This window comes from Acidovorax lacteus (genome assembly GCF_039540375.1).
Lineage (GTDB): Bacteria > Pseudomonadota > Gammaproteobacteria > Burkholderiales > Burkholderiaceae_C > Acidovorax_G > Acidovorax_G lacteus.
In genome coordinates this window covers 94,672-112,538 of the sequence record NZ_BAABEX010000011.1, presented here as the reverse complement: position 1 = coordinate 112,538, position 17,867 = coordinate 94,672, and the positions used below count along the sequence as shown (strand labels likewise).

Below are 17,867 nucleotides of genomic sequence, written 5' to 3'. Positions count from 1 at the left end.
CGGGGCTGCAGGCTCACACCAGGCGGGCCAGCGATTGCGCCAGTTCCGCCTCCAGTGCCGGCAGTCGCGCAGCGACAGCGCTTTCACGCTCCACATTCGCGGCCCGCTGGGCCGCAGCCCATACGGGTGCCGGAAAGTGACGGTCCCACGCAAAACGGGCCACCACGTGCCAGTGCAGGTGCGGCACCATGTTGCCCAGCGATGCGAGGTTGATCTTGTCCGGCCCCAGATGCGCGCGCAGTGCCGTTTCGACGGCGGCCACCACGTCCAGACAGTGCGCGCGGTCGGCCAGCGTCAGGTCGGTCCACTCGGCCACATGGGCCTGCCATACCACCCGATAGAAGGCTGGGTAGCCCGCCTCGTCGGCACGGATCACGCGGCAGCGCTGACCTTGCCAGACCAGGGTGCCCCCCACGCCGTCGCACAGCGGGCAGCCCGGCGCTGGGGCCCCACTCACACCAGCACCCGCTCGATGCCGCCCTGGTTGGCGCGGGCCACGTACTCAGGCATCCAGTTCTCGCCCAGGATTTCACGCGCCATCTCGACCACGATGTAATCGGCTTCGAGCAGGCCGTTCTGCAGGTCGCCCTGGTAGCGGTTCAGGCCCTGCAAGCAGCTCGGGCAGCTGGTGAGGATCTTGACGTTGTCTTGCGCACCGACGGCGCCGCTGTCACGCAGTTGGGCTTCGCCCTTGCGGATTTCCTCTTCCTTGCGGAAGCGCACCTGCGTCGAGATGTCTGGCCGCGTCACACCCAGCGTGCCCGATTCGCCGCAGCAGCGTTCGCTCTTCAAGACCTGCTCTCCCACGAGTGCCTTCACGGTCTTGACCGAGTCCTGCAGCTTCATGGGGTTGTGGCAAGGCTCGTGGTACAGGTAGGCCCCCTTGCCCTGCAGGGTGATGCCCTTTTCGAGCAGGAACTCGTGGATGTCGATGATGCGGCAGCCCGGGAAGATCTTGTCGAACTGGTAGCCCTGGAGCTGGTCGTAGCAGGTGCCACAGCTCACGACCACGGTCTTGATGTCCAGGTAGTTGAGCGTGTTGGCCACGCGGTGGAACAGCACCCGGTTGTCCGTGATCATCTTCTCGGCCTTGTCGAACTGGCCGCTGCCGCGCTGCGGGTAGCCGCAGCACAGGTAACCCGGGGGCAGCACGGTCTGCACGCCCGCATGCCACAGCATGGCCTGCGTGGCCAGGCCCACCTGGCTGAACAGGCGCTCCGAGCCGCAACCGGGGAAGTAGAACACCGCCTCGGTGTCGGCCGTGGTGGTCTGCGGGTCGCGGATGATCGGGACGTAGTCCTTGTTCTCGATGTCGAGCAGCGCCCGCGCCGTTTTCTTGGGCAGGCCGCCGGGCAGCTTCTTGTTGATGAAGTGGATCACCTGCTCTTTGACCGGGGCCGTGCCCACGGTGGCCGGAGGCTTGGCCGTCTGGCGACGCGCCACGGCGCTGAACAGGTCCACCGCCATGCGCTGGGCCTTGAAGCCCACGTCCACCATGGCGCTGCGCATGAACTTGATGGTGTCCGGGTTGGTGGCGTTGAGCATGGCCATGGCCAGTTTGTTGCCGGGCCGGAAGCTCTTCTTGCCCATCTTGCGCAGCAGGTTGCGCATGTTCATGGTCACATCACCGAAGTCGATCTTGACCGGGCACGGCGTGTAGCACTTGTGGCACACAGTGCAGTGGTCGGCGACGTCCTCGAACTCCTGCCAGTGCTTGAGCGACACACCGCGACGCGTCTGCTCCTCGTACAGGAAGGCCTCGATCAGCAGCGAGGTGGCCAGAATCTTGTTGCGCGGGCTGTAGAGCAGGCTGGCGCGCGGCACATGCGTGGCGCACACCGGCTTGCACTTGCCACAACGCAGGCAGTCCTTCACGCTGTCGGCAATCGCGCCGATGTCGCTCTGCTGCATGATCAGCGACTCGTGCCCCATGAGGCCGAAGCTGGGCGTGTAGGCGTTGGTCAGGTCGGCGTAGGTCGCCTCACCGTCTTGAGCAAAATGGGCAGCTTGTGCTTGTCCAAGCTCGTTTTCCTGCTCATTTTTTCGGAGCAACTTGCCTTTGTTGAAGTGCCCGGCCGGATCGACCTTGCGCTTGTACTCGGCAAACGGACGCAGTTCCTCGTCGGTCAGGAATTCGAGCTTGGTAATGCCGATGCCATGCTCGCCCGAGATCACACCATCCAGGCTGCGCGCGAGCTTCATGATGCGCGCCACCGCCTCGTGCGCGGTCTGCAGCATCTCGTAGTCGTCGCTGTTGACCGGGATGTTGGTGTGCACATTGCCGTCGCCTGCGTGCATGTGCAGGGCCACCCACACGCGACCCTTGAGCACGCGCTGGTGGATGGCCTGGGCCTGGTCCAGAATGGGCTGGAACGCCGCACCGGCAAAGATGCCCGCGAGCGGTGCGCGCAGCTGGGTCTTCCAGCTCGCACGCAGCGTGTGATCCTGCAGCTGTGGGAACAGGCGCTCCACATCGGTCAGCCAGCCGGCCCACAGCGCGCGCACCTCGGCCACCAGGGCCAGGGCCTGTGCCACGCGGTCTTCCAGCAACTCGGCGGCCGGGATTTCGCTGGCGTCGTCCTGCTTGCCCAGGGGCAGCTGGCCGTTTTCAAAGAAGGCCCGCAGCTCGTCGCACAGCTTGATCTTGTTGCGCAGGGACAGCTCGATGTTGATGCGCTCGATACCGTCGGTGTACTCGGCCATGCGCGGCAGCGGGATCACCACGTCTTCGTTGATCTTGAAGGCGTTGGTATGGCGGCTGATGGCGGCCGTACGCTTGCGGTCGAGCCAGAACTTCTTGCGCGCCTCGGCGCTGATGGCCACAAAGCCCTCGCCGTTGCGCGAATTGGCAATGCGCACCACCTCCGAAGTGGCGCGGGCCACGTCTTCGGCGTTGTCGCCCGCGATGTCGCCGATCAGCACCATCTTGGGCAGCGCGCCGTTGCCCTTCTTGCTCTTGGTGGCGTAGCCCACCGCTTTGAGGTAGCGGTCGTCCAGGTGCTCCAGCCCGGCCAGCAGGGTGCCGGTGCGGCGCTGCTCGGCGAACATGAAGTCCTTGATCTCGACGATGCTGGGCACCGCGTCCTTCGCGTTGCCAAAGAACTCCAGGCACACGGTGCGCATGTGCTCAGGCATGCGGTGCACCACCCAACGCGCGCTGGTGATCAGGCCGTCACAGCCTTCCTTCTGGATGCCGGGCAGGCCCGAGAGGAACTTATCCGTCACGTCCTTGCCCAGGCCTTCCTTGCGGAAGGTCTTGCCCGGAATGTCCAGGCGCTCCACGCGCGCGGGGCGGCTCCAGTCGATGCGCGACTGGGTGGCGTCAAAGTAGCGCAGCTCGAACGAGGCGACTTCGGCGTCGTGGATCTTGCCCAGGTTGTGGCCGATGCGCACCACCTCCAGCCACTGCGCATCGGGCGTGACCATGCGCCAGGACGCGAGGTTGTCGAGCGCCGTACCCCACAGCACGGCTTTCTTGCCGCCCGCGTTCATGGCGATGTTGCCGCCGATGCACGAGGCCTCGGCACTGGTCGGGTCCACGGCAAACACGAAGCCGGCACGTTCGGCCGCGTCGGCCACGCGCTGCGTGACCACGCCGGCCTCGGTCCACACGGTGGCCACATCCTGGTCCAGGCCGGGCAGGCGCACCATCTCGACCTCGGTCATGGCTTCGAGCTTTTCGGTGTTGATCACCGCGCTCTTCCAGGTCAGCGGGATTGCGCCGCCGGTGTAGCCGGTGCCGCCCCCACGCGGGATGATGGTCAGGCCCAGCTCAATGCAGCCGCGCACCAGGGCGGCCATCTCGGCCTCGGTGTCGGGGGTGAGCACCACGAACGGGTACTCCACGCGCCAGTCGGTCGCATCGGTCACATGGCTCACGCGCGAGAGGCCGTCGAACTTGATGTTGTCGCGCGCCGTGAGACGCCCCAGAGTGCGCTGCACGCGGCGGCGCAGCTGGGCGGCATCGACAAAGCCCTGATTGAAGCGCGCCACCGCCGCGCGGGCCGCCTCGACCAGCTGGCCTACCAGGCGGTCGCGCTCGGCATCGTCGGCCGGGGTCCGGCGCTTTTCGATTTCGCGCAACCGGTGCTCGAGCGCTTCCACCAGCGCCTTGCGGCGGCCCGGGTTGTCCAGCAGATCGTCCTGCAAATAGGGGTTGCGCTGCACGACCCAGATATCTCCGAGCACTTCGTAGAGCATGCGGGCCGAGCGCCCTGTACGGCGCTCCTTGCGCAGCTGGTCCAGCAAGTCCCAGGAGGACGATCCCAGCAACCGGATCACGATTTCGCGATCGGAGAACGACGTGTAGTTGTACGGGATCTCGCGCAGTCGGACGGGCTCGGCGGCCAGCGATTGCAGGGCGGCCAGGGCGATGGGTGCATTCATGGGGTGAACCTGGGGTGGGCGACGCAGCGCCCATGTGCCTCGGGGGCTGCAATTTTATGTCAGGGGGGTTGCGGCCCGCAGGGGGCAACACTGCTGGCAACGCGGGCGTTCTAGGGGCTCGACCCTAGAACAGCACGCGACTGCGCAGCGTGCCCGGGATGCGCGACAGCTGCTGCAGCGCGCGCTCGGACGACGCCGCATCGATGTCGGTGACCACGTAGCCGATGCCTCCGCGGGTCTGCAAATACTGTGCTGCGATGTTGACCTGCCCCTCCGAGAACACCCGATTGATCTCGGACAAGACACCGGGCACGTTGCGGTGCACATGCAGCAGGCGGTGCTTGCCCGCCTGGGCGGGCAGCGCCACCTCCGGGAAGTTCACCGACGACGTCGTGGTGCCGTTGTCGCTGTAACGCACCAGCTTCTCGGCCACCTCGACGCCAATATTTGCCTGCGCCTCGACGGTGGAGCCGCCGATGTGGGGCGTGAGGATGACGTTGTCCAGCCCACGCAGTTCGGAAGTGAACGCGTCCTGGTTGGTGCGGGGTTCTACAGGAAACACGTCGATTGCCGCCCCGGCCAGACGGCGTTCGCGCAACGCGCGGGCCAACGGCTCGATGCGCACCACCGTGCCCCGCGAGGCATTGAGCAAGATCGCTCCGGGCTTCATCATGGCAAGCTCCGGCTCGTCGAGCATCCACTGCGTGGAGGGCAGCTCGGGCACATGCAAGCTCACGATGTCGCTGGCCGCCAGCAACTCCGGCAGGCTGCCTGCCGGGCGCGCATTGCCCAGGGGCAGCTTGTGAACCACATCATGAAAGACGACCTGCATGCCCATGGCCTCGGCCAGTACCGACAGCTGGGTGCCGATGGAACCGTAGCCTACGATGCCCAGGGTTTTGCCGCGTATTTCGTAGGAGCCCTCGGCCGACTTGAGCCAGCCGCCACGGTGCGCCATGGCATTTTTTTCGGGGACGCCACGGAGCAGCAGAATGGCCTCGGCCAGCACCAGTTCGGCCACCGAACGGGTGTTGGAATACGGCGCATTGAAGACTGCAATGCCCCGGTCACGCGCCGCGTCCAGATCAATCTGGTTGGTGCCGATACAGAACGCGCCGACCGCCACCAGCTTGGGCGTGCGTGCCAGCACCGCCGCAGACAGCTGCGTGCGCGAACGGATGCCCAGGAAATGCACATCGGCCAGGCGGTCGGTCAGCTCCGCCTCGGACAGCGCCCCCGCGACCGTTTCAATGGCCGAATAACCAGCAGCGCGCAATACATCCAGCGCGGAAGGATGAACACCTTCAAGCAGCAGAAAACGGATCTTGCTTTTGTCGAGTGAGGCAAGTGCAGTCATGGCAACAGGCAAAGAGGGCAAGCAGCAGACCCGCGAGCGGTGGCACGCCGGCTTTCCGCCAGATTACGGTGGACCATGATGCCCCATCGATGATGCACTGCAGCAAGCGTGGTCTTTGACCCGATGCTGTCGATTCCAACCCGTGGCGCAGAGTCCGGCACTGTCGCAGGGGTTTGCGACAAGCTGTCACAAAGTTGTCACAATCACGCCCTTTCGCGCTCGTGCAACGGGTTTACCCCAGTGCTCTCGCATGCGCGTCATGCGACAACGACACATTGGTGTCACAGAGGCTGCATAGCATGCGGCGTTTGTGCATTTCGTCATCCTTGGAGGAACATTCATGCAGTTCAAGCACCTGGCAGTCGCCACGGCCATCGCCGCCGGAGCCTGTCTCCCCGCACACGCCCAGACCGAAATCCAGTGGTGGCATTCCATGAGCGCCGCCCTGGGCGAATGGGTGAACGATCTGGCCAAACAGTACAACGCCAGCCAGACCCAGTACAAGGTCGTGCCCACCTACAAGGGAACGTACGACGAGTCGATGACGGCTGGCATCGCTGCCTTCCGTGCCGGCAATGCACCGCACATCATCCAGGTCTTCGAAGTGGGCACCGCCACCATGATGGCCAGCAAGGGCGCCATCATCCCGGCTGGCAAGGTGTTGAACGACGCGGGCTTCAAGTTCGACCCCACGCAGTACGTGTCGGCCGTGACCGGCTACTACACCGCACCCAACGGTCAGATGCTGAGCTACCCGCTCAACAGCTCGACCACGGTGTTCTACTACAACAAGGACGCCTTCAAGAAGGCAGGTCTTGACGCCAACAAGCCGCCCAAGACCTGGCCGGAAGTGTTCGAAGCTGCTGCCAAGCTCAAGGCCAGTGGCCACAGCTGCCCGTTCACCACCAGCTGGATCAGCTGGACGCAGCTGGAGAGCTTCTCGCTGTGGCACAACACGCTGTTCGCATCCAAGAACAACGGTTTTGACGGCAACGACGCCCAGCTGTTGGTGAACTCGCCCCTGCACGTGCGCCACTTCGAAAACCTGGCCAAGGCCGCCAAGGATGGCACCTTTGTCTACAAGGGCCGTGGCAATGTGCCCGACGCTTCCTTCCCCTCGGGCGAGTGCGCGATGATGACCGCCTCGTCGGGCCTGTACGCCCGCGTGGCCCGCGAAGCCAAGTTCGCCTATGGCATCTCGACCATGCCCTACTACCCGGACGTGAAGGGTGCACCGCAGAACACCGCCATCGGTGGTGCCAGCCTGTGGGTGATGGCCGGCAAGAAGCCTGAAGAGTACAAGGGTGTGGCCGATTTCCTGAACTTCCTGAACGACACCAAGGTACAGGCCGCTACCCACCAGCGCACCGGCTATCTGCCGGTCACCATGGGCGCCTACAAGCTGACGGAAGCCTCCGGCTTCTACGAGAAGAACCCCGGCACCGACGTGGCCGTGACGCAGATGATCCGCAAGGCCACCGACAAGTCGCGTGGCATCCGCCTGGGCAACTTCACGCAGGTGCGCAGCATCATCGACGAGGAAACCGAACAGATCTGGTCGGGCAAGAAGGCCCCCAAGGAAGCGCTGGACACCATCGTCACCCGCGGCAACGAGCAACTCGCCCGCTTCGCACGGGCCAACCGCTGATCGCCACCGCACCGCTGCGCAACAGCTGGCCGACTGCTGCGGCCCGCCAGTAGCGTAGCCTCCCCCAGCCCGCGACCCTGCATCCTCTGGAGTGCAGGGCTGCGGGCTCTTTTCGTTGAGATTTCCGCCATGGAAAAACGCGTTCTCTTCCGCTCCGTCTGGCTGCCGTGGCTGCTGCTGCTGCCGCAGTTGGTCATCATCACCGTGTTCTTCTTCTGGCCCGCAGGACAGGCCCTGATCCAGTCCTTCCAGATGCAGGATGCGTTTGGCATGTCGACCGAATGGGTGGGCCTGGAAAACTTCAAGACCCTGTTTGCCGACCCGGGCTACATCGCATCGTTCAAGACCACGGCCCTGTTCTCTGCCCTGGTTGCGGTGCTGGGCATCAGCGTTTCGCTGGTGCTAGCCATCTTTGCCGACCGAGTGATCCGCGGTGCGCTGGCCTACAAGACGGCCCTGCTGCTGCCCTATGCCGTGGCGCCTGCCGTGGCAGGAGTGCTGTGGATGTTCATGTTCTCGCCCTCGCTGGGTGTGGTGGCCTACGGGCTGCGCCAAATGGGCCTGGACTGGAACCATATGCTGCGCTCCGACCATGCGATGACGCTGATCGTGGTGGCCGCCGTGTGGAAGCAGATCTCCTACAACTTCCTGTTTTTCCTGGCGGGCCTGCAGTCGATTCCCAAATCCCTGATCGAAGCCGCCGCCATTGACGGTGCGAGCCCGTGGCGCCGGTTCTGGAGCATCCAGTTCCCGCTGCTGTCGCCCACCACCTTCTTCTTGCTGGTGATCAATGTCGTGTACGCCTTCTTCGACACCTTCGCCATCGTGGATTCGACCACCCAAGGCGGTCCGGGGCGCGACACCTCCATCCTGGTCTACAAGGTCTACCACGACGGCTTCAAGGCCATGGACCTCGGAGGCTCGGCCGCGCAGTCGGTGGTGCTGATGGTGATCGTGGTGGCCCTGACCATCGTGCAGTTCCGCTACGTGGAAAAGAAAGTGCAGTACTGAAAATGGTTGAACGCAGTCCTATCCTCGACGCGATCTCGCACCTGGTCATGGTGCTGGGCGTGATCATCGTCGGCTTTCCCCTGTACCTGGCGTTCGTGGCCTCCACGCACACCGCGCAAGATATCGTGCAGGTGCCCATGCCCATCCTGCCTGGCAGCAACTTCTGGGAAACCTACAAGACCGCGCTGTTCGGCGGCGGCTCGGGCCCAGGCTCGAGCGCCCCGGTGGCCCACATGATGTGGGTGAGCTTTGTCTCGGCCATCATCATCACGGTGGGCAAGATCTCGATCTCCCTGCTGTCGGCATTCGCGATCGTGTACTTCCGCTTCCCGTTCAAGGGCCTGTGCTTCTGGATGATCTTCATCACCCTGATGCTGCCCGTGGAAGTGCGCATCGGCCCGACCTACAAGGTGGTGTCGGACCTGGGCATGCTCAACAGCTATGCGGGTCTCACGATCCCGCTGATCGCGTCGGCCACGGCCACCTTTCTGTTCCGTCAGTTCTTCCTCACGGTGCCGGACGAACTCGTCGAAGCCGCTCGCGTGGACGGCGCCGGCCCGATGCGCTTCTTCAAGGACGTGCTGGTGCCGCTGTCGCGCACCTCGATTGCTGCGCTGTTCGTGATCCAGTTCATCTACGGCTGGAACCAGTACCTCTGGCCGCTGCTGGTCACCACGTCGGAAGACATGTACCCGGTGGTGATCGGTATCAAACGCATGATCGCGGGCGGTGACGCCGGCAATGAGTGGAACGTCGTGATGGCCACCGCCCTGCTGGCGATGCTGCCCCCGGCCCTGGTGGTCGTGCTCATGCAGCGCTGGTTCGTCAAGGGCCTCGTGGACACCGAGAAGTAAGCCGCCGTAGAGCGCCCCGGGCGCCAGTGGCTTCCCCCTCAGCAACCCATTCCAAGAAACAACATGGCAACCCTTTCTCTTCGCAATGTCGTCAAGCGCTACGGACACGGCCCCAAGGCCAACCAGGTGATCCACGGCGTCAACGCCGAAATCAAGGACGGCGAATTCATCGTGATCGTGGGCCCCTCGGGCTGCGGCAAGTCCACCCTGCTGCGCATGGTCGCAGGACTGGAAGAAATCAGCGGCGGCGAGATCGCCATCGGCCCGCGTGTGGTCAACAACCTGGAGCCCGCCGAGCGCGACATCGCGATGGTGTTCCAAAACTACGCGCTCTACCCGCACATGAGCGTGTTCGACAACATGGCCTACGGCCTGAAGATCGCCAAGGTGCCGGTGGAAGAGATCAAGGCCCGCGTGGACAAGGCCGCCAAGATTCTGGAGCTTGGCCACCTGCTCGAGCGCAAGCCGCGTGAGCTCTCGGGCGGTCAGCGCCAGCGCGTAGCCATGGGCCGCGCCATCGTGCGCCAGCCACAGGTCTTCCTGTTCGACGAGCCGCTGTCCAACCTCGACGCCAAGCTGCGCGCACAGACCCGCCTCGAAATCCAGAAGCTGCACCGCGACCTCGGCATTACCAGCCTGTTCGTCACGCACGACCAGGTCGAAGCCATGACGCTGGCCCAGCGCATGATCGTGATGAACGGCGGCAACATGGAACAGTTCGGCACGCCCGAAGAGGTCTATCACACACCCGCCTCGACCTTCGTGGCCAGCTTCATCGGTTCGCCGCCGATGAACCTGCTGCGCGCGGTGCCGGGTGGCAAGGCCGGTGCCATTCTGGGCATCCGCCCTGAGCACTTGGACGTGGGTTCGGACGGCTGGGAAGTGCGCGTGGAAACCGTGGAACTGCTGGGTGCAGAACGCCTGATCTACGGCCGCATCGGCGCCGAGCAGATCATCGTGCGCGTGGAAGAAGGCGCTCCCGCACCGCAGGCCGACGCGGTGATCCGCGTGGCCCCGCGCCCGGACCGCCTGCACTGGTTCGACGCCCAGTCGGGCAAGCGGATCTGAGCATGGCCCACCCCGCCCTGCCCGCCTGGCCCTACCCGCGCTGGATCGCCCACCGCGGCGCGGGCAAGCTCGCGCCCGAGAACACGCTGGCGGCCTTCCGCCTGGGGGCCGAGCACGGCTACCGCATGTTCGAATGCGACGCCAAACTCAGCCGCGACGGTGTGCTGTTTCTGCTGCACGACGCCACGCTGGAACGCACCACCAACGGCCGCGGCACCGCAGGCGATCAGGACTGGCAAGCCCTGGCGCAACTCGACGCCGGTGGCTGGCATTCGCGCCGCCATGCGGGCGAGCCGTTGCCCACCCTGGAAAACCTGGCCCGCTGGTGCCTGGCCAATGGCTTTTACCTGAACATCGAGATCAAGCCCACGCCGGGCACCGAGGAAGCCACCGGCCACGCCGTGGGTGCGCTGGCGGCGCGGCTGTGGCAGGGGCAGGCAGTGCCGCCGCTACTGTCGTCCTTCCGCCCAGAGGCCTTGGCCGGCGCCCGCGCTGCCGCGCCACACCTGCCGCGCGGTTTGCTGCTCGACACGCTGTGGGACGGATGCCTGGACGTGGCCGCGCAGCTGGAATGCGCCGCCGTGATCTGCAACCACGCCCTGTGGGACGCGGCCCTGGTGGCCCGCGTGCAGGGCGCAGGCCGCCGCGCGCTGAGCTACACCGTCAACGACGACTGGGCCGCGCAGCGGCTCATCGACCTGGGCACAGACGGCATCATCACCGACCGCGTGGACCTGTTCTCGCCTGCCGCAGGCTGAAGAGCTGGGTGGCACCCGCCCCCCACGCAGGCGCCCTACCCCAGCCTGATCAGCCAGGCGGCGTGCCAATGAAGCGGCACGCTGCTCCCGTCCCCTGCGTGCCGGGCACGCGCGGCGTCAGTCCAGCTTGGCGCCCGACTTCTTCACCGCGTCGGCCCAGCGCGGCATTTCAGCGGCCAGGAACTTCGCAAAGTCGTCCGCCCCAAGGAAAGCCGGGTCTGCACCCTGCGCCACCATGCGGTTGCGGATGTCGGGTGTCTCCAGCACCTGGCGGAAAGCGTCGCTGAGCTTGGCGACCACGTCGCGCGGCGTGCCTGCGGGGGCCAGAAAGCCGTAGAAACCGACCACCTCGAAGTTGCGGATGCCCATTTCCATCACCGTGGGCACCTCGGGCAGCGCCGGGTTGCGCAGCCGGCTGGTGACTGCCAGCGCGCGCACCTTGCCCTGCTTGTGGTAAGCCGCGGCCTGCGGAATGCTCTCGGCCATGAACTGCACCTGCCCCCCCATCAGATCGGTGAAGGCTGGCGCACTGCCGCGGTACGGAATGTGCACCATGAACAAGCCGGTGGAGGTTTTGAACATCTCGGGCACCAGGTGGCTGATGCCACCGTTGCCGGCAGAACCGAAATTGATCTGCCCCGGCCGCGCGCGCGCGTAGTCGATGAATTCCTTCAAATCCTTGACCGGCACCTGCGGATTCACCAACAGCGCCAGCGGCTGCATGGCCGTGCGGGCGATGGGCACGAAGTCTTTGAGCGTGGCGTAGGGCAGCTTGCCGTAGAGCGCCGGGTTGATGACCATCACGCCCGTGTTGGCCAGCATCAGGGTGTGGCCGTCGGCCGGGGCTTTCATCACATCCTGCGCGCCCACGGTGCCGCCAGCCCCAGCCTTGTAGTCGATGACGACCGGCTGGCCCAGCACAGCCTGCAGTCGGTCGGTCAGAAGGCGCGCGTGCTGGTCCAGCGGGCCTCCAGCCGGAAAACCGATGACCACCCGAATAGGCTTGGACGGAAAGCCCTGCGCGGCGGCAGGCGCGAGCCCCGCCAGCATCAGGCACAGGCCGCCCGCCACTGCGAGCACGGTGCGTTTGCGAAACATGGGAAGCCATGGCATCGGGGGTCTCCAATCGGTTGAAAAGCGGACAGGCGTTTCCACGATTGTGCGGGGCCTCTGCGGCCCGCGGCACCGGGGTGTGCCCGGATGCAAGATGCGTGAGGTGCAGGCCGCGGCGGTCGCCGCTCAGCCGCGCCAGCCGCGCTGGCCCAGCCAGTGGGCCGTGGCGCAGCACAGCACCAGCGCCGCGTAGGTGGCCATCTTGCCGTCGCGCCCCCACAGCAGCAGGCCGCCCCCCAGCACCAGCAAGCCCACCACGGTGTCGAGCAGCGCTTGCCGCCCCCACCCCAGGGCCTGCGGCCCGCGTGCCGGCAGGCACAGGCGGCCCAGCGGTGCCAGCAGCAGTGCCACCACCACGGCTGGTGCCACAAAGGCGCCGGTGTGCAGCAGCAGATCAAGGGCGTCCATGGCAGAAGGGCAGCAGGTGCAGGGGGGCGGTGAGCGGTGGGATTGGGCGGGCGCACCCGCCAGACTTGACCTGCATCAAGGCATGAAGCCAAGGGCCAGCGGCGGGCAGCTAGCAATTTTATAATCGCGCTCCATGGCAGTCTGGGCCCTCGGCATCAACCACCACACCGCGCCGCTCGACCTGCGCGGCCGGTTTGCCTTTGCGCTCGACCAGATCCACCCCACGCTGCAAGGCCTGCGCAGTGCGCTGGCCGATGCGACACGCGGCCCGGCGGTGGAAACCGCCATCATCTCCACCTGCAACCGCACCGAAATTTACTGCGCAGGCGAGCAGCCCGCCATCGACCACACGCTGGGCTGGCTGGCCCACAGTGGCGGCGTGAGCCCGGCGCTGCTGCGCTCGCACTCGTACACGCTCGAAGACTCGCGCGTGGCACGCCATGCGTTCCGCGTGGCCAGCGGGCTTGATTCGATGGTGCTGGGCGAGGCGCAGATCCTCGGCCAGATGAAAGACGCCGTGCGCGCGGCCGAATCGGCGGGTGCTTTGGGCACCACGCTCAACCAGCTTTTCCAGCGCAGCTTTGCCGTGGCCAAGGAAGTGCGCAGCTCCACCGAAATCGGCGCGCACAGCATCAGCATGGCCGCCGCGGCCGTGCGCCTGGCGGGCCAGCTGTTTGAAGACCTGGGCGAGATCCGCATCCTGTTCGTGGGGGCGGGCGAGATGATCGAGCTGGCCGCCACGCACTTTGCGGCCAAGAACCCGAAGGCGATTGCGATTGCCAACCGCACGCTCGAACGCGGCGAGAAACTGGCCACGCGCTTTGGCGGCGAGGTGCTGCGACTGTCCGACCTGCCCGAGCGCCTGCACGAATTCGACGCCGTGGTCAGCTGCACCGCCAGCAGCCTGCCCATCATTGGTCTGGGGGCCGTGGAACGCGCGCTCAAGAAGCGCCGCCACCGCCCTATGTTCATGGTCGACCTGGCCGTGCCGCGCGACATCGAGCCCGAGGTCAAAGACCTGGGCGATGTGTACCTCTACACCGTGGACGACTTGGCCACAGTGGTGCAAACCGCGCAGGCCAACCGCCAGGCCGCCGTGGCGCAGGCCGAAGCCATCATCGACGCGGGCGTGCAGAGCTTCATGCACTGGATGGAGCTGCGCAGCCCGGCAGGCGCTGAGGGGGGCGTGGTACCGCTGATCCGCCAGCTCAACGCCCAGACCGACGAATGGCGCGCCCTGGAGATCGCGCGCGCCAAGAAGCTGCTGGCCAAGGGCGAGGACGTGGACGCCGTGCTCGAAGCGCTGTCCCGCGGCCTCACGCAGAAGATGCTGCACGGCACCCTGGCCGAGCTGCGTGCGGGCGACGCCGAGATGCGCGCCCAGACGGCCCAGACCGTCTCGCGCCTGTTCCTGCGCTCGCAAAGCAAGACCGGCCTCTAGCGGCCGCTGCCTGCCCCGGCCCAACACCGCGGGCCGTCCCACCTCTTCAAGCGTTTTTGGCCGCTCGTGCTGATTTCACAAGCACGAGCAGCTACCAAAACGATAGCAAACACCCTTACGCCGCCATGAAACCCTTCCTCCGCAGCCAGCTTGAGCGCTATGCCCAGCGCCTGGGCGAGCTCGACTTCCTGCTCTCGCGCGACGACATCATGGCCGACATGGCCCAGTACCGCAGCATCTCACGCGAGCATGCCGAAGTCACACAGGTGGCCGGGCGCTACGCCCGTTACCAGCAGCGCGAAGCCGACCTGGCCGCTGCGCGAGACTTGCTGGCCGACCCCGACATGGCCGAGATGGCCGCCGAGGAGATCGCCGGGTGCGAGACCGAGCTGGTGCAGCTCGAAGACGAGTTGCAGCGCCTGCTGCTGCCCAAAGACCCCGACGACGCGCGCAACGCTTTTGTCGAAATCCGCGCGGGCACGGGTGGCGACGAATCGGCGCTGTTTGCGGGCGACCTGGCGCGCATGTACACGCGCTACGCCGCCACCCAGGGCTGGAAGGTCGAGGTGATGAGCGCCAACGAGAGCGAACTGGGCGGCTACAAGGAAGTGGTGCTGCGCGTCGAAGGCGACCATGCCTACGGCCGCCTGCGATTTGAATCGGGCGGCCACCGCGTGCAGCGCGTGCCCGCCACCGAAACGCAGGGCCGCATCCACACCAGCGCCTGCACCGTGGCCGTGATGCCCGAGCCCGACGAGCAGCAGGCCATCACGCTCAACCCAGCGGACTTGCGCATCGACACCTTCCGTGCCAGCGGCGCGGGCGGCCAGCACATCAACAAGACCGATTCCGCCGTGCGCGTGGTGCACCTGCCCACCGGCATCGTGGCCGAATGCCAGGACGGCCGCAGTCAGCACAGCAACAAGGCCAAGGCGCTCCAGGTGCTGCAGGCGCGCATTCAAGAGAAAGAACGCAGCGAGCGCGCCGCCAAAGAGGCCGCGCTGCGCAAGGGCCTGATCGGCAGCGGCGACCGCAGCGACCGCATCCGCACCTACAACTTCCCGCAGGGGCGGCTGACCGACCACCGCATCAACCTCACGCTGTACAAGCTGCTGGCCGTGATGGAAGGCGATGTGGGCGACGTGCTGCAGGCCCTGCAGCACGCGCGCGAGGCCGAGCTGCTCGAAGAACTGGAAAACGCGCCCCTGCGCTGACCCGGCCGCAAGCGTTCATTTCAAGCGTTTTTGGCCTACAACCCAGCAAAATCAAGCACGAGCAGCTACAGTTTTGATAGCAAATCATCCCCCAACCACGCTGGCCCAGGCGCTGCAGCAGGCCCAGCAGCAGGGCCTGGCGCGCATCGACGCGCAGATGCTGCTGCTGCACGCCTGCGGCCGCGCCACGGGCGACCGGGCCTGGCTGCTGGCCCACGACACCGACCCGCTGCCGCCCGAGGCCGCAGCCCGCTGGGCCACGCTGTGCGCGCGGCGGCAGGCGGGCGAGCCTGTGGCCTACCTCACGGGCCGCAAGGCCTTCTACGGGCTCGATCTGGCCGTGGACGCGCGCGTGCTCGACCCCCGGCCCGACACCGAAACCCTGGTGGACTGGGCCCTGGAAGTGCTGCAGGGCCAGGCGCAGCCGCGCCTGATCGACCTGGGCACGGGCAGCGGCGCGATCGCACTGGCGCTGCAGCACGCCCGGCCCGACGCCCAGGTGTGGGCGCTCGATGCCAGCGCCGACGCACTGGCCGTGGCCAAGGCCAACGCCGCGCGCCTGGGCCTGCCGGTGCGCTGCCTGCAGGGGCAGTGGCTGGCGGGCTGCACGGCCGGGCCGTTTGCATTGATCGTCTCCAACCCGCCCTACATTGCCGCGCACGATCCGCATCTGGCCGCGCTGCAGCATGAACCGCTGTCGGCCCTGGTGGCAGGTGCCGACGGGCTGGACGACCTGCGCACCATCGTGGCGCAGGCCCCGGCCCACCTGCAGCCCGGCGGCTGGCTGCTGCTGGAGCACGGCTGGGACCAGGCCAACGCCGTGGCCGCGCTGCTGCGCACCGCAGGCTTTGCCGCCGTGCACAGCCGCAATGACCTTGGTGGCAACGCGCGCTGCACGGGCGGGCAGTGGCCGACGGTGAAATAATCTCGCCTATCGCGATTCAGACGGCCTCGGCAGCCGACCGCGCCCCTACAGGAGTACCCCATGAGCGACACCCAGCAACGCATCGACCAACTGGTCAAATCCAACGACATCGTCCTGTTCATGAAGGGCAGCGCCAGCTTCCCCATGTGCGGCTTCTCGGGCCGCGCGGTGCAGATCCTCAAGGCCAGCGGCGTGGACCCGAAGAGCCTGGTCACCGTCAACGTGCTCGAAGACGACGCCATCCGCCAGGGCATCAAGGAATACAGCAACTGGCCCACGATCCCGCAGCTCTACGTGAAGGGCGAGTTCATCGGCGGCTCGGACATCATGATGGAGATGTACGAATCGGGTGAGCTGCAGCAGGTGCTGGGCAACGGCGCGTAAGGCCCTGCCCCCCAGCCACCCACAAGCCGCCTGCGGGCGGCTTTTTTGCGCCCGCAGGGCAGCGGTGCGGGTCCTGCGGCGCAGCGGGCGAAACAAACGCACCACAGCGGCGCTGCTTGGGGCTTTCACGGCATTGAAGCCGGGCATGTTGTGTGCTTGAATGAAATCGCCGGACACCCCCGGCCGTGATTGTTCAAGGAGCCTGCCATGAGCCGCCACAGCCTCGTTCCCCAGTCTGCCCCCATGCGCCTGCCGCTGGCCCAGATGCGCAGTGTGTTCCACCCGGGCGATGTCGAGCGCAAGCTCGCCAAGCTGCAGGAGGCCGGCAACCAGCGCGAATACGAGAACCTGCGCGCGGTGTACGAGCGCATGCTCGAGCGCGGGCCCGAGCGCTTCCAGGTCAAGCCCTCGGGCGTGCCCGACATGGACGATCTGTACGAACAACTCCCCAACTTCACCGAAGTGCTGGACGACGTGCGCCGCCACGTGGCGCTGGCGCAGGACAGCCGCGACGGCCTGGAAGTCACGCCCATGCTGCTGCTGGGCCCGCCGGGCATCGGCAAAACGCACTTTGCGCGTCAGCTGGCCGACCTGCTGGGCACGGGCATGAACCTGCTGCCCATGAGCTCGATGACGGCCGGGTGGCTGCTGTCGGGCTCATCGAGCCAGTGGAAGGGTGCGCGCCCGGGCAAGGTGTTTGAAGCCCTGGTGGACGGCGAATACGCCAACCCCGTCATCGTGGTGGACGAGATCGACAAGGCCAGCGGCGACGCGCAGTACGACCCGCTGGGCGCGCTGTACAGCCTGCTCGAACACGACACCGCCCAGGCCTTCACCGACGAGTTTGCCGAGGTGGCCATCGACGCCAGCCAGGTGATCTGGATCACCACGGCCAACGACGTACGCGGCATCCCCGAGCCCATCCTCAACCGCATGAACGTGTTCGAGGTCGAGGCGCCCACGCTGGACCAGGGCCGCCGCATTGCGCGCAACCTGTACGCCAGCATCCGCGCCGCGCACGACTGGGGTCGGCTCGTGGACCCGGACCCCTTGCCCGACGTGCTGGATGTGCTGGCCCCGATGCCCCCGCGCGAGATGCGCCGCGCACTCATGACCGGCTTTGGCAACGCCCGGCTGGAGCGGCGCAGCACCGTCGAGGTGGCCGACCTGCCACGCCCACACGGCCACAAGTCGCGCATTGGCTTTCTGCAATAGCGCCCGGGCGGGGCCGCCCTGCCGGTGGGGGATGCGCCGCCCCCGCCAGGGTGCGCACGGGGCCGGACAGCCCTGCACTGTGCAG

The 17,867-nt window shown here is 66.4% G+C and carries 15 protein-coding genes; 10 read left to right on the top strand and 5 right to left on the bottom strand.

The genetic code is table 11. The annotated features are described in order from the left end of the window. Positions 1-13: 13 nt before the first annotated feature. From ABD866_RS08915 to serA, 3 genes are all read right to left on the bottom strand, one after another. Complete coding sequence (locus ABD866_RS08915; protein ID WP_345063498.1) at positions 14-457, bottom strand: HIT family protein; 444 nt, start codon at positions 455-457, stop codon at positions 14-16. Next, on the bottom strand, positions 454-4,386 hold the full coding sequence (locus ABD866_RS08910; protein ID WP_345063495.1) for a DUF3683 domain-containing protein: 3,933 nt from the start codon (positions 4,384-4,386) through the stop codon (positions 454-456). The genes ABD866_RS08915 and ABD866_RS08910 overlap by 4 nt, the downstream gene beginning before the upstream one ends. A gap of 124 nt (positions 4,387-4,510) precedes the next feature. Beyond that, complete coding sequence (serA, locus tag ABD866_RS08905) at positions 4,511-5,743, bottom strand: phosphoglycerate dehydrogenase (RefSeq protein WP_345063492.1); 1,233 nt, start codon at positions 5,741-5,743, stop codon at positions 4,511-4,513. Positions 5,744-6,083: 340 nt separating this feature from the next. On the opposite strand from serA, the gene ugpB reads away from it, so the two are divergent. From ugpB to ugpQ, 5 genes are all read left to right on the top strand, one after another. Continuing rightward, a complete protein-coding gene (gene ugpB, locus ABD866_RS08900) occupies positions 6,084-7,391 on the top strand; it encodes a sn-glycerol-3-phosphate ABC transporter substrate-binding protein UgpB (RefSeq protein WP_345063489.1) in 1,308 nt (435 codons plus the stop codon). A 129-nt stretch (positions 7,392-7,520) separates the two neighbouring features. Then, positions 7,521-8,402: a sn-glycerol-3-phosphate ABC transporter permease UgpA gene (gene ugpA, locus ABD866_RS08895; RefSeq protein WP_345063486.1), complete on the top strand. Its 882-nt coding sequence runs from the start codon at positions 7,521-7,523 to the stop codon at positions 8,400-8,402. 2 nt (positions 8,403-8,404) lie between these two features. Further along, positions 8,405-9,256, top strand: coding sequence for a sn-glycerol-3-phosphate ABC transporter permease UgpE (gene ugpE / locus ABD866_RS08890; RefSeq protein WP_345063483.1), 852 nt, complete (start codon positions 8,405-8,407; stop codon positions 9,254-9,256). Between the two features lie 63 nt (positions 9,257-9,319). Further along, positions 9,320-10,324: a sn-glycerol-3-phosphate import ATP-binding protein UgpC gene (locus tag ABD866_RS08885; protein ID WP_345063480.1), complete on the top strand. Its 1,005-nt coding sequence runs from the start codon at positions 9,320-9,322 to the stop codon at positions 10,322-10,324. 2 nt (positions 10,325-10,326) lie between these two features. Beyond that, entirely contained in the window at positions 10,327-11,082 is a 756-nt protein-coding gene (gene ugpQ, locus ABD866_RS08880) for a glycerophosphodiester phosphodiesterase (RefSeq protein WP_345063477.1), read from the top strand. Positions 11,083-11,199: 117 nt separating this feature from the next. Here ugpQ and ABD866_RS08875 read toward each other — a convergent pair whose 3' ends face one another. Together ABD866_RS08875 and ABD866_RS08870 are read right to left on the bottom strand one after the other, a co-directional pair. Further along, entirely contained in the window at positions 11,200-12,180 is a 981-nt protein-coding gene (locus ABD866_RS08875) for a Bug family tripartite tricarboxylate transporter substrate binding protein (RefSeq protein ID WP_425549569.1), read from the bottom strand. A gap of 141 nt (positions 12,181-12,321) precedes the next feature. Further along, positions 12,322-12,603: a hypothetical protein gene (locus ABD866_RS08870; protein ID WP_345063475.1), complete on the bottom strand. Its 282-nt coding sequence runs from the start codon at positions 12,601-12,603 to the stop codon at positions 12,322-12,324. Positions 12,604-12,736: 133 nt separating this feature from the next. On the opposite strand from ABD866_RS08870, the gene hemA reads away from it, so the two are divergent. The 5 genes from hemA to ABD866_RS08845 all read left to right on the top strand — a co-directional run bounded on the left by hemA (position 12,737) and on the right by ABD866_RS08845 (position 17,782). Beyond that, positions 12,737-14,044, top strand: a complete 1,308-nt coding sequence (gene hemA, locus ABD866_RS08865) for a glutamyl-tRNA reductase (RefSeq protein WP_345063472.1) — start codon at positions 12,737-12,739, stop codon at positions 14,042-14,044. Between the two features lie 125 nt (positions 14,045-14,169). Then, positions 14,170-15,258: a peptide chain release factor 1 gene (gene prfA, locus ABD866_RS08860; RefSeq protein ID WP_345063469.1), complete on the top strand. Its 1,089-nt coding sequence runs from the start codon at positions 14,170-14,172 to the stop codon at positions 15,256-15,258. 76 nt (positions 15,259-15,334) lie between these two features. After that, on the top strand, positions 15,335-16,183 hold the full coding sequence (gene prmC / locus ABD866_RS08855; protein WP_345063709.1) for a peptide chain release factor N(5)-glutamine methyltransferase: 849 nt from the start codon (positions 15,335-15,337) through the stop codon (positions 16,181-16,183). 60 nt (positions 16,184-16,243) lie between these two features. After that, positions 16,244-16,567 (top strand): Grx4 family monothiol glutaredoxin, encoded by a 324-nt coding sequence (gene grxD / locus ABD866_RS08850; RefSeq protein WP_345063465.1) that lies wholly within the window; start codon positions 16,244-16,246, stop codon positions 16,565-16,567. Between the two features lie 207 nt (positions 16,568-16,774). Next, complete coding sequence (locus ABD866_RS08845) at positions 16,775-17,782, top strand: AAA family ATPase (RefSeq protein ID WP_345063462.1); 1,008 nt, start codon at positions 16,775-16,777, stop codon at positions 17,780-17,782. The last annotated feature ends 85 nt before the right edge of the window (positions 17,783-17,867 follow it).

Coding starts and splice junctions, on each gene's coding strand:
- grxD (WP_345063465.1), top strand. CDS start 16,244: ATGAGCGACACCCAGCAACGCATCGACCAACTGGTCAAATCCAACGAC.
- ugpA (WP_345063486.1), top strand. CDS start 7,521: ATGGAAAAACGCGTTCTCTTCCGCTCCGTCTGGCTGCCGTGGCTGCTG.
- serA (WP_345063492.1), bottom strand. CDS start 5,743: ATGACTGCACTTGCCTCACTCGACAAAAGCAAGATCCGTTTTCTGCTG.
- ABD866_RS08845 (WP_345063462.1), top strand. CDS start 16,775: ATGAGCCGCCACAGCCTCGTTCCCCAGTCTGCCCCCATGCGCCTGCCG.
- ugpQ (WP_345063477.1), top strand. CDS start 10,327: ATGGCCCACCCCGCCCTGCCCGCCTGGCCCTACCCGCGCTGGATCGCC.
- prfA (WP_345063469.1), top strand. CDS start 14,170: ATGAAACCCTTCCTCCGCAGCCAGCTTGAGCGCTATGCCCAGCGCCTG.
- ABD866_RS08910 (WP_345063495.1), bottom strand. CDS start 4,386: ATGAATGCACCCATCGCCCTGGCCGCCCTGCAATCGCTGGCCGCCGAG.
- ABD866_RS08870 (WP_345063475.1), bottom strand. CDS start 12,603: ATGGACGCCCTTGATCTGCTGCTGCACACCGGCGCCTTTGTGGCACCA.
- ugpE (WP_345063483.1), top strand. CDS start 8,405: ATGGTTGAACGCAGTCCTATCCTCGACGCGATCTCGCACCTGGTCATG.
- hemA (WP_345063472.1), top strand. CDS start 12,737: ATGGCAGTCTGGGCCCTCGGCATCAACCACCACACCGCGCCGCTCGAC.
- ugpB (WP_345063489.1), top strand. CDS start 6,084: ATGCAGTTCAAGCACCTGGCAGTCGCCACGGCCATCGCCGCCGGAGCC.
- ABD866_RS08875 (WP_425549569.1), bottom strand. CDS start 12,180: ATGTTTCGCAAACGCACCGTGCTCGCAGTGGCGGGCGGCCTGTGCCTG.
- ABD866_RS08885 (WP_345063480.1), top strand. CDS start 9,320: ATGGCAACCCTTTCTCTTCGCAATGTCGTCAAGCGCTACGGACACGGC.